Source organism: Veillonella sp. VA142 (assembly GCF_003992135.1).
Taxonomy (GTDB): domain Bacteria; phylum Bacillota; class Negativicutes; order Veillonellales; family Veillonellaceae; genus F0422.
The window spans coordinates 1-12,148 of sequence record NZ_RQVN01000009.1; the positions used below are offsets into that span (position 1 = coordinate 1).

11 protein-coding genes are annotated in these 12,148 nt (G+C 40.5%); 1 reads left to right on the forward strand and 10 read right to left on the reverse strand.

Annotated elements, in window-relative coordinates; genetic code table 11:
• Positions 1-260: 260 nt before the first annotated feature.
• From EO117_RS09475 to EO117_RS04825, 8 genes are all read right to left on the reverse strand, one after another.
• Positions 261-452 carry a putative holin-like toxin gene (locus tag EO117_RS09475; protein WP_371413081.1) on the reverse strand — a complete coding sequence of 64 codons (192 nt, stop codon included), beginning with the start codon at positions 450-452 and terminating at the stop codon, positions 261-263.
• A gap of 198 nt (positions 453-650) precedes the next feature.
• Positions 651-1,325, reverse strand: coding sequence for an energy-coupling factor transporter transmembrane protein EcfT (locus EO117_RS04795; protein ID WP_126939366.1), 675 nt, complete (start codon positions 1,323-1,325; stop codon positions 651-653).
• A gap of 10 nt (positions 1,326-1,335) precedes the next feature.
• Positions 1,336-2,142: an energy-coupling factor ABC transporter ATP-binding protein gene (locus EO117_RS04800; RefSeq protein WP_126939367.1), complete on the reverse strand. Its 807-nt coding sequence runs from the start codon at positions 2,140-2,142 to the stop codon at positions 1,336-1,338.
• A gap of 1 nt (position 2,143) precedes the next feature.
• Positions 2,144-3,610 carry an energy-coupling factor ABC transporter ATP-binding protein gene (locus tag EO117_RS04805; RefSeq protein ID WP_126939368.1) on the reverse strand — a complete coding sequence of 489 codons (1,467 nt, stop codon included), beginning with the start codon at positions 3,608-3,610 and terminating at the stop codon, positions 2,144-2,146.
• 192 nt (positions 3,611-3,802) lie between these two features.
• Entirely contained in the window at positions 3,803-4,549 is a 747-nt protein-coding gene (locus EO117_RS04810; protein WP_164727496.1) for an ATP-binding cassette domain-containing protein, read from the reverse strand.
• Positions 4,549-5,319: an ABC transporter ATP-binding protein gene (locus tag EO117_RS04815; RefSeq protein ID WP_126939370.1), complete on the reverse strand. Its 771-nt coding sequence runs from the start codon at positions 5,317-5,319 to the stop codon at positions 4,549-4,551. Before EO117_RS04815 ends, EO117_RS04810 begins: the two co-directional genes overlap by 1 nt.
• Before the next feature lie 54 nt (positions 5,320-5,373).
• Positions 5,374-6,183: an ABC transporter permease gene (locus tag EO117_RS04820; RefSeq protein WP_126939371.1), complete on the reverse strand. Its 810-nt coding sequence runs from the start codon at positions 6,181-6,183 to the stop codon at positions 5,374-5,376.
• Positions 6,180-7,118, reverse strand: coding sequence for an ABC transporter permease (locus tag EO117_RS04825; protein ID WP_126939372.1), 939 nt, complete (start codon positions 7,116-7,118; stop codon positions 6,180-6,182). The genes EO117_RS04820 and EO117_RS04825 overlap by 4 nt, the downstream gene beginning before the upstream one ends.
• Before the next feature lie 232 nt (positions 7,119-7,350).
• On the opposite strand from EO117_RS04825, the gene EO117_RS04830 reads away from it, so the two are divergent.
• The gene (locus EO117_RS04830; RefSeq protein ID WP_126939373.1) at positions 7,351-8,868 is read left to right on the forward strand and encodes an ABC transporter substrate-binding protein; all 1,518 of its coding nucleotides are present in this window, start codon (positions 7,351-7,353) and stop codon (positions 8,866-8,868) included.
• A 305-nt stretch (positions 8,869-9,173) separates the two neighbouring features.
• On the opposite strand, the gene purB is transcribed toward EO117_RS04830, so the two are convergent.
• Entirely contained in the window at positions 9,174-10,469 is a 1,296-nt protein-coding gene (gene purB, locus EO117_RS04835; protein ID WP_126939374.1) for an adenylosuccinate lyase, read from the reverse strand.
• A gap of 137 nt (positions 10,470-10,606) precedes the next feature.
• Positions 10,607-11,950, reverse strand: a complete 1,344-nt coding sequence (locus EO117_RS04840) for an MFS transporter (RefSeq protein ID WP_126939375.1) — start codon at positions 11,948-11,950, stop codon at positions 10,607-10,609.
• Positions 11,951-12,148 lie beyond the last annotated feature (198 nt).

Below are 12,148 nucleotides of genomic sequence, written 5' to 3' on the forward strand. Positions count from 1 at the left end.
TCTGTATATATAGATTGTACTATGCATTGACAAATTCATTTGTGTTTATACTATGACAATATCATATGTCGTTCATAAAAATTGTATAGCCAAGCTCAAAACAATTGTCATATATTCTAAATATATGATATACTATAAGTAATAAAAGAAGAGCCATCAACGTGTCTAAGGCGTTAGGCTCATCTCAGAATTCTATAACGTGAAATGTGCCTAACGTGTATAAGTGCTTCCGATACTTATTTTGACGTTAGGCTTTTCACTTACATTTGCATATAAGTTAAAACTGCTACAACAAGCAATCCGAATTGAATTAATAACATTAAAACTTCGAACAGTGTCATAGTATCACCTCCTCCTACAATAGGAAGAGATGAGCCCAACTCACATTGTTGGCCCTTCATATTTATATTATAGCATAATATATTCGCATTGTTTATGTATGTTATTACCATACCATAAAGCAAAACTAAACAAAACACAAGTTTGCAAATGATTCCCCTTGAGGAACGCAGTTAGGCGTAGTAGCCTTATGGCGTTCTTCACTACCTAAATAAAACAAATGCAAGAAGAGCACGGTGTGCCCCCGAACAAACATTATGAAATACCGTTTGTGAGGGGGTATACCGTGCTCTTCCCTTTGCCCTATTCAGTTACGAACGCCACAAGGTGTATAGCGTCACAAGGGTCGCTCCCAACATAAGAAGAACTGCCACATAGTCAACACCTTGAAAACTCACCTTCCGCATAAATGTATGGTTCTGATTTCCAAAGCCTCGAAGCTCCAAAGACAACGCCATTGTTTCAGATCGACTCAAAGATTTCAGCATCAATGGTTGAATCACAGTCATGTAAGATTTTATCTTTGTCAGCCAATTGCCTTCTAACGACATGCCACGGCAAGCCTGTGCTTCTTGTACCGCTTTACTTTCACGTAAAAAGTCTGGCACAAACCGTAAAGCCGCTGTAAACATAAATGCATAAGCATAGGGGATGCGACATTGTTGTACAAGAGCCACTGTTAAATCCTGTGTTTTTGTTGTCACGATGAGCATCATAAAAATGGTCGTCATCGTCAACATGCGCAAAGCCGTCACAATAGCCGAGTCCAGAGACCAACTACCCAAGTATTGTACGATACCTAAGAATGCAGAAAACCCAATTAAAGCCAATAAAGGCTTCCATTGACGGAACAAGATGCCACCAAGTAGCATTAACAGCACTTCAATGCCAAATAAAGCTAATAATAGTTCCGGAGTTTTCATAGCAATGGCTAAGATGGACACGAAGATGGTTGCCCAAATTTTTGTTAATGGTACAAATTTCATCGCTCTCCTCCTAACCTTTCACATGCTCTGCATAGCGCAGTTCAAACTCTTTCATAGACTTACAATACCCTAAATCTGATACCGTTTCACTAAGCACTACGCTCGGCGGCTTTGTCAAACCAAGTTCCAACAAATCCTCACGGTTGGTAAACAATTCTTCTGGGGATCCATCAAAGGCTTTCGTGCCGTATCCCATAATGATCACTCGTGTAGAATATTCTGCCATAATTTCCATATCATGGGTAATGAGTAGTATGGTCAAACCTTGGGCTTGTAATTCTTGCAATAATACCAAGAGTCCCTTAGTTTCCGTCCCATCTTGGCCACTCGTTGGTTCGTCAAGGATTAACAATTTCGATTGCATCGCCAAGGCAGAGGCGATAGCTACCCGTTGTTTTTCTCCACGGCGTAACCCTAATGGATAGGATTCTGCCAAATGGGAAATACCTACTCGTTCTAAAGCCTCTTTCACGATGCTATCCACGGTTGTTTTGTCGTATCCCAACTGTTCAGGACCAAATGCCACCTCTTCTGCCACAGTTTGGCGGAACATTTGACGATCTGGCTGTTGGAATACATAGCCAATAAAACGTCCTCTTTCAGAGGTAGGCATATGCGTAATATCTTGGCCGTCGTAAGAAATCTTACCTTCTACAGGCGTTTCCAAACCGACTAATAAACGGGTCACAGTGGTTTTCCCACAACCATTTCGACCACCTAATGTAATGAACTCACCATTGCCGATGGTGAAAGTCACATCTTTCATGATATCTTGTCCTGGCACATAGGAAAAGCGCAAATTTTCAACTTGTAACATATTAGCGTTCTCCTTTCAACAGACTAGACTGAGCAGATTCCAAGGATAACCAAGGTGTATCTAAGGCGATTCCTTTCGCTGCCAATGATTTATACGTCACAAATAAGGATGGTAATGCATCTACATAGGTATTGGTATCATACATGTAAGACAACACATCTTCTACGGAACTATCGATTTTTAGTTCCCCACCATCGACTAATACCATACGATTTGCATATGGCAATACAGCATGTAAATCGTGGTCGATAACGACAACGGTAATACCATGGTCACGATTCAAGGAACCTACTAAGCGATACAATTCTTCTGTTCCTTCTGGATCTAAAGAGCTAGTTGGTTCATCTAAGACTAAAATAGATGGATTTACAGCTAATACAGAGGCAATCGCTAACCGTTGACGTTGCCCACCAGACAAGCTGTATACATTGCGGTCTTCTAAGCCCGTCAATCCCACTTGATCCAATACAATGGCTGTACGCTCTTGGATAGCCTCCGCTGTATACCCACGATTCTCTAGAGCAAACGCTACTTCCTCTGCTACTGTCATCGTAACGAGTTGTGTATCGTAGTCAGCTAAGACAATACCGATATCATCTGCTACGTCTGGAATTTCTAATTGTGTCACCGCTTTACCGTTGATGAATACCATGCCTTCCATAGTACCACCATAAAACTTAGGCACAGCTCCTGCCATGGCCATACAGATGGTAGATTTACCACAGCCTGCTGGTCCTGTAATGACAAGGAAATCCCCTTCGTTTACAACTAAGTTAATATCTTTCACGGCATACTTCGTTTGATTTCCATAGCGATAACTCATATGGTCGATGACGATAGGAGCTTTCACGGATGGTACAATGCATAAATCACTGTGATCACTGCTGTCCGTCAATTGTTGCCCTTTCACAGTTTGGCGCGCCAATAATTTTTGCGCCGGAATGTACAAGAATGGTGCTACTACAGCATTGATAAGAGCCACCATCAACACCAATGGCCACATAGCATTCCAATACACATTGCTTGGTAAGCCTAGTACGAGATACAAGCAAGTAATGAAAGCGCCACCAGATGCAACCGTACTAACGAAAGAACTCAAAATAGGCATCAAATTTAGTTTACCAATTTTTAAGTTAGATAAATAATGTACTAACACAGCACACGTGAAAGCCCCCAACGGCTCACTGATCAAATTGCCATATGGCAATGCAGATTTTGAGGTAAATACATTGATCAAGGCTGCTACCAACCCGATACCCAAACTTTGCCGAAGAGTTGGGCGAGTTAGATTAATTGCTACACAATAGGTAGCTATCGTCCAATTCGGCGTAACCCCTGCTACACTTGGCGATACAGCATGTAAAATCGTTCCCAATGCCAGCATGATGGTACTCACCGTTATCCAACGAAACTGACCGCCCTGTACATGGGTATAACTCAGTTTCGACACATCGTTAATTTCTTTCATTCGTTTCTTCCTTTACCTTCTATATGAATCTTAATTATATCTATATCAAAGACATACTATCTTAAAATATAATTATACTATTTTTTCACAATTCATGCTATCACTAGGGTAATATTTATATCAACAAAAACCGCAACACTTTCTTCAATAAGAAAATGTTGCGGTCTTTACCACTTCATAGGCGATAGCCATTTATCCACGGCTAGCTGCCAATAATTGTTTTGTATACGGATACGTTGCTAGTCCCAAATCTTTTGATGCCAAGGTTTCGACGATAGCGCCGTCTTTCATCACAATAATCCGATCGGTAAGCGCTTGCAAAACGCCTAGGTCATGGCTGACGAACACATAGGTAAACGGTTGCTCTTCGTAAACGTTTTGAATCAGTTCGATGACCCGCGCTTGATTGCACACATCGAGGGCACTCGTCGGCTCATCAAATAAGACAAGCTCAGCGCCGACTGCCATCATGCGGGCTAACACCAATCGCTGTAACTGGCCTCCGCTCAATTCATGACGGTATTTCTTCCACACCGATGTATCCAATCCCACTTTTGAAAGCCACCATTCACAGCGCTCTTTTGCCTCTTGTTTTGTGCCTATCCCAAAATTTACGCAAGGCTCTAGCATAAATTCACCTACTGCCATGCGAGGGCTAATGCTGTGAAAGGAGTTTTGGAACATCACTTGCAAGGAACGATAGAGCTCTCTCTCATTTCCTTTCCATTGGGAAATCGCTTTTCCAAACAAAGAAAGGGTCCCTGAAGTTGGCTCTTCTTGCAAGGACAGCAATCGCAATAAGGTACTTTTACCAGATCCACTGCCACCTGCAATTCCGATGCGCTCTCGTTCTTGCACGGACAAACTCACATCTTGTAGTGCTGTCACCGTTTCCCCTTTGCGGGTATATAGTTTGCTGACGCCCTGAACTTCTAGTATCATACTTTCACCTCCTGCAAGGACTGTAAAAGCAGTTTTGTATATTCATGTTGCGGGTTCGATAAGACATCTTCGGTCTTACCCATTTCCACTAACACACCTTCATGCATAATGCCTACACGATCCGCCAATCTACGGGCTATTTGAATATTGTGTGTGATAAACAGCAACGTATTCTGCAACCGCTGTTGCAACTCTTCTAGGACTTTCACAATATCCTGTTGCACCAATACATCAAGAGCGCTAGTCGGCTCATCTGCAATCAGTAGTTGCGGATGTATGAGTAAACTCATAACGATGGCCACACGTTGTTGCATACCCCCACTCAATTGAAATGGATAGGACTCAAGTAATGCCTTTCCTTGTGGTAAGGAAACAGCCTCTAGCAGATTCAAAATATCGCCTTCATCGTAGGCCTTTCCATGGGAGGCTAAGATTACTTTCATCTGCTCTCCAATGCGTTTGAATGGGTTTAAATAATTACCTGGATTTTGGTAAATCATGGCTATATGTACACCACGTACACCTTGCCATTCCTTAGGTCCATAAGTGAGCAAGTTATCTCCCCCATAGTGGATGGCTCCTGTTAGGTCTGCCTGTTCTAACAAACCTAAGAAAGCTTTCGCTACAGTAGATTTTCCAGACCCACTTTCACCAATGATGGCAAAAATTTCATTCTGTTTTAACGTGAAAGATACCTCTTTCACGACCTTTATTCCATCGTAAAAGACGGATAAATTATCTACGCTTACTAAGTCTGTATGAGTCAATGCTACTATCCTTTGTCATTACACAAGAATCAAATTGGGCTACTATTTCGCCCTCTACACATGCCTACCATCTTGTAAGGCATCACTAATGTAATTTAATAACACAACAGTGATAAAAATTGCTAACCCTGGATAGATCAACAGCCAAGGCGCTGTTTGCAAGAAATCTCGAGCATTCAGCAAGATAGCACCCCATTCTGGTGTAGGCGGTTGTACGCCAATGCCGATCAAGGAAAAGCTTGCCACCGTAATAATCGTGTCCCCCATATGTTGAATGATGACCAACAATAGAGTCCCTCGAAGATTGGGAATCATGTAGTGACGGATAATGCGCCACAAGGACGCCCCAGACATACGTGCTACAACCACATATTGTGCTTGTTTTTCCAAATTCACCAAGTTCCGCGTAATCTTTGCGTATTCTGCCCAACGAGTTAGGCACAGTGAAATGATAATATTTTCCACAGACGGCCCCAATATACCGATGCAGGCAATGGCCACGATCATGCTAGGGAACCCTAGTATCATATCGATGCAGCGTGATCCCAATTCATCAATATACAAAGGACTCATACTTAACAAACCACCGATACAAATGCCAATGATACTGCTAATGGCAATGATGGATATGGCTATGAACAACGAATCTTGTCCGCCCCATAATATCCGTGAAAGTACATCACGACCCAATTGGTCCGTGCCTAGTAAATGCGTTGTACTTACATCTTGTAATCGAGCCCCTAAATTTGTCTCATTAGGGTCAAAGGGAGCTAACTGAGAACCAAATAGAAAGAGTCCCATCCAAAGTATAGTCAGTAAAATGGCCCCTAAGAGCACCTTATCTTGTTTCCATATACGAATCATGGGCGCCCTCCATATCTTCTTTCAGGATGAAGTAAATACATCCATATATCCACCGATGTATTGACCACCACATAGACTAGAGAAATCCATACGATATAACTTTGAATCACAATATAATCACGACTAATAATACCATGCACCATGAGTTGCCCCATCCCTTTGACAGAAAATACCGTTTCAATCACTGCAGAACCGCCCAACATAGCACCGGTCGTAATCCCTAACATGGATAATAGCACAAGGCGCACTTGAGGAATAATGTAATCACGATAGATATATACGGTACGTATACCCATCGTTTTTGCCCCTATCACCGGCAACGATGCATACGCTTGCACCACTGTGTTGCGAACGCGACGAATGTATAAGCCACAAAACCAAATTGCCAAGGTAATACTCGGCAACACGTAAGCACTTAACCCCTTCGTATTTGTCACAGAGAAAATAGGAATCTTCACAGCTAGCGCATATAATAACAATAATCCTACCCAAAATGCTGGTACTGCCAATGCTAGAAATGATACTATACGCACCACATAATCGATCCAAGTATCTTTATAATGCGCTGCCAGTCCTCCTAACCCTATCGATAGGATGCTACCTAAACCAATGGAAACCGCCACCAAGGATAAGGTTCTTGGCAAAGCACTTTGCAACAAATCTACAACAGGCACATTCAGGAAGATAGACTGCCCAAAATCTCCATGTAACATTTGCCATAACCAACGACCATATTGTATATACCAAGGGTCATTAAGTCCTAACTCTTGTCGAATTTGTTCCACTATAGTGGGATCTGGTGTCATACCTTGCAGATAAAACCGTGCTGACACTGGATCTACAGAAGACATTTGCATTAAGAGAAACGTTCCCAATGTGACTGCCAGTAATACACCTACCATAGACGCCAATTTATATAATAATACTCGTACCATATCAATCCACCTTTCCTCTATATATTTTCTCTTAAAGTATATAGGATAGCCTCTCTCTTTGTAAATATAGCAATTTAATTTTATTCTTTATGTCTGATTAAATATATAATTGCAAAAGTATTTAGCAAATCATACGCTTCTAATATATATTCATCTTTATGAGAATTATTGTCTTTTATCGAGGGATACAGTATACTATAGTTATTCTTTAGTTTTTTTATAAGGAGGATATATGAAAAAATGGGTTGCATTAGCAATGACGCTGTTTGTTGCTATCGGATTAATTGCTGGCTGTGGTTCTGATGAATCAAACAAAACTGGCAAGCATTTAAATCTTGGATTATATTGGTTTGGTGAAACATTGAATCCTACACATGAATGGGATGCTTGGACATTGACGCGAATCGGTGCCGGTGAAACGTTAGCAACAGTAAGTTCAGATATGAAATTTGAACCTCAGTTAGCTGATTCCTGGGAAGTGGTGGATCCTTTAACATGGAAATTCCATATTCGAGAAAATGTAAAATTCCATAATGGTTCTATGATGACACCTACGGCAGTAAAAGCATCTATTGAACGTACAATCGCCAATAGCAAGCGTTCCAAAGAAGCTGTAAAGATAGACTCTATTACAGTGGATGGTCAAAATCTAATTATTAAAACAACAGAACCAAATGTTGATTTACTAGCTAGTTTAACTGAGCCTGCTTTTGTCATCGTAGATGTACAAGGTACAACAGATATGGATAATGCACCAATTTTGACTGGTCCTTACAAAATTGTAAAACATACAAAAAAAGAAGAAATTCAGTTAGATAAGTTCAAAGAATACTGGGGTGGAACACCTGCTTTAGATTCTTTAACAGTTAAAGATCTAGAAGATAATAATAAACGTGCTATGGCTCTACAGTCTAAAGATGTAGATATGATCCAAAAGGTCGATAGTGCTAATCGAAGTTTATTTGAGAAGGGTGATTATAACATCATTGAGTCCGCAGGGGTTCGCACATATATGCTACAGCTGAATGTCCGTGAAGGCAATGTATTATCAAATCCAACCGTACGATCAGCTATCGCAAATATGATTGATTATGATGCATTAGCAAAAGTAATCGGTAATGGTGCCGTTACTGGAGGTGCGCCATTCCCTCCAACAGCCAACCTAGGCTTTGACGAACTAAAAAATAAACAACATAAAGATTTAGCTAAAGCAGATGAATTACTAAAACAAGCTGGTTACACAAAACAAGGTGATACCTACATGAAAGATGGCAAACCATTACACTTAGTGCTAGCTCTTTTTGGTAAAGATAGTAGCGTTTACGAAAAACTTCAAGATGATTTAAACCGAGCTGGTGTTGAAGTCGAATTAAAACGTGTACAAGGTCCTGATGAATTACTAACTTTAGCTCCTAATGGTTTTGATATGGGAGAAACAAACTGGGTAACAATGTCCACAAATGATCCATATTGGTTCCTTAGCCTAGCTTTCAAAAGTGGTGCCAAATCCAATCGTGGCGACTATTCGAATCCGAAGGTTGATGAGTTAATTAATAAAATGACAACCACATTTAACGAAGAAGAACGCACAGCGATTGTCAAGGATATTCAAAATGTGTTGCTAGAAGATAACGCTGGTTATTTCTTATACTATCCAAGTGCCACTGTAGTAACAACAAAACGAGTAAAAAATGTGAAAGTATTCCCTATTGACTACTATGTGATTACAAAAGACACCACTGTAGAATAAAGGTATACTATGTTCAGCTTCTTTCTTATAAGAACTGTATAAAATGTAACTATAATAAAATAAAAAGAAACATAAGTGAGATGCATGATATATAACTGATTTCAGATATAATAAAGAAGCCTCACTTATGTTTCTTTTTTTATAGTTTTACTTTTCTCATCGTATGTATTTATGATGTTATATGTAACGTAAAAAAAAGGAAGGTCGCAACCGTCCTTTTTTTGTTTACAACATATTCGAGTTATCAATTCTTAGTAACTAAGCTTATCATATACCATCCACACTTAAAATATAAGGTATCCCAATTATAATCCAAAGCGCGCCATAATGGTATCTACATGACGTAACAATGGTGTTGGATCAAAGCAAGCATCAATTTCTTCTGCACTTAGGTATTTTGCAATCTCTGGATCAGATTTTAATCCTGTAGCGAAGTCTTTACCTTCTAACCAGCGAGCCATAGCATGACGTTGTACCCAACGATAGGCTTCATCACGAATAGCCCCTTTATCCACCAAATGTGTTAAAATCGTTTGGCTGAATACAAGACCACCTGTTAAGTTCAAGTTTTTCATCATATTTTCAGGATATACCAATAATTTATCTACCGTACGTGTTGCTAAATGAATCATATAATCCAATGTAATCGTCGCATCTGGTAAAATCACACGTTCTACCGAGCTATGAGAAATATCTCGCTCATGCCATAAGGCTTGGTCTTCAAAGGCCGCTTGTGCATGACCACGCAATACACGCGCTAAGCCGCAGATTCTTTCACAAGTGATAGGATTTCGTTTATGTGGCATCGCAGAGGAGCCTTTTTGTTTCGGGCTGAAATATTCTTCCGCTTCACGCACTTCGGTACGTTGCAAGTGCCGAATTTCCAAAGCAATGCGATCCAAGGTACCTCCAATAACAGCAATCATGGACAGCAATTCAGCATGACGGTCACGAGATACCACCTGTGTCGCTACTTTCACAGGTTCCAAGCCCAATTTTTCACATACATATTGTTCCACAAATGGATCGATATTAGAGTATGTTCCTACAGCACCAGACAATTTGCCTACTGCTACAGACTGACGAGCCTGTTCTAAACGAGCAATGTCACGGTCAATTTCGGACATCCAGTTCACTAGTTTCACGCCAAATGTAATCGGTTCCCCATGAATACCGTGAGTACGACCGATCATCGGCGTATATTTGAATTCTACCGCACGGCGAGCTAGGACATCACGGAAATTACGCAAGCCTTTCAACAATAGGTCACAAGCTTGTTTCATCATGTATCCTAAGGCCGTATCTTTTACATCTGTAGATGTTAAACCAAGATGAATGTATTTTGCAAACTCAGGTCCTACATATTCACCTACCGCAGTAACAAAGGAAATGATGTCATGGTTCGTTTCACGTTCGATTTCACGAATACGTTCCACCTCAAAATTTCCTTTTTCACGAATCGCTACCGCCGCTTCCTTTGGGATAATTCCCAACTCAGCTTGTGCCTCAGATGCCAATATTTCTACTAATAACATCGTATCGAACTCATTACGTTCGCTCCAAATATGTCCCATCTCTTCACGAGTGTAGCGATTAATCATACCATAACTCCTTTATCTAATCCGTTTTCTCATGGATTTTTTGATTATCCATTGTGAAAGTCATCCCTCATAGGGTGTTCTATATACCCTATCATTATACAAAAATCAGAACCAACTGTCAGCTATTAGTTGACAGTTCAATTCCGCATATTACGCAAGCCTGCTGGGATAGCCGCTACCAAACAAATCAATCCAAATACAACTAGTGCAACAGTACTGTTATATTCCATCATTTGTAGTGCTGCTCTTCCTTCTATTGTATACGCAAGAATAACACCAATCAGAGCCATACTCAAGGTTTGTCCTAATAGGCGTACCGTAGAAATCGTAGAAGAGGCAAAGCCAATATATGTTTTCGGCACAGAACTCATAATTAGATTGTTATTTGGCGGTGCAAAGCAACTAACTCCAATACCAACAATAGCTAAGCTTACCATGATAACTGTCATACTTTCAGTGAACGTACCATAGGCCATACTAAGCAACCCTACGCCAGTGAGTACCATCCCCCACCGAGCAAATTGGGATGGATTGTATTGATCAGATAACGCCCCCATGCGCGGTGCTAAGAATACCATAATTCCAGTTTGTATGCATAAAGTTAATCCGGTCATACGAGAATCAAAGCCCATTATCATTTGCAAAAATAAGGACAATACAAATCCTACGCCAAAAGTGGCGCTAAAGTTCATCATGGCAGCCACACTAGACATAGTAAACCCTAGATTCGATACAAATATCTTAACTGGAATGAGTGGATCCTTACTATGCCATTCTACATATCCTAATACACTTAATGCCATCAGCCCTGCTACAAAAGCATAGACACTCCACCAAAAACGAACCCATTCGGTAATACCAATCATCACTGCACTGATACCCAAGGCATATAAAAGTAAACTTCTCGTAGAAATACTACTATCCGGTGTATGTATCCACTCCTTATGTAAAGAGCGAAAGGCCATCACATTTGCCACAACACCTAGTAAAGTAGTAAATACAAAAATACTACGCCATCCATAATAATAATTTAGAAAGCCACCTAAGGCTGGGCCTAAAGATAACCCTAAATACACCATGCCTCCAATCATCCCGAACGCATATCCCCGTCGTTCCACTGGTACAGATAAAGTTAAAATAGACATAGACGTAGTATATACAATCCCTAAAGCAATTCCTTGCAAGGCTCGATACACCGTCAGCATCTCTACAGAACCAACGAAGCACATAAGCCCCGATATAACCGTGAATATAACACTACCCATATAAAATAACTTGCGCTTTCCATAGATATCCGCTAACTTACCAGCAGGAATCACCGCCACAGTACAGCACAGTAAAAAAGCTTCCACCACCCATGCCATATCATTCGTAGACGCGCCAAACTCGCACATCATATCTGGAAAAGACATAGTAAGAGAACTAGATGCAAAAGGATTCAAAAACGCCGCTACCATCATCGTATATAAAACAGATTTCATCTAATTATCACTCCTAGTTTCAATATACTCTCATTATAGCAATACAAATGAGATTTTGAAAGTTCCCTCCCTCTAGAGTGCCCCCAATAGAAACAACATATCTCCTCCCGAAGTATTATATGCAAAAGAAAAGCCGTATAACTTCAAGAAAACTTTCGCGTAGGGCAGTTTTCTGAAGTTGTACGGCTTTTGACATCA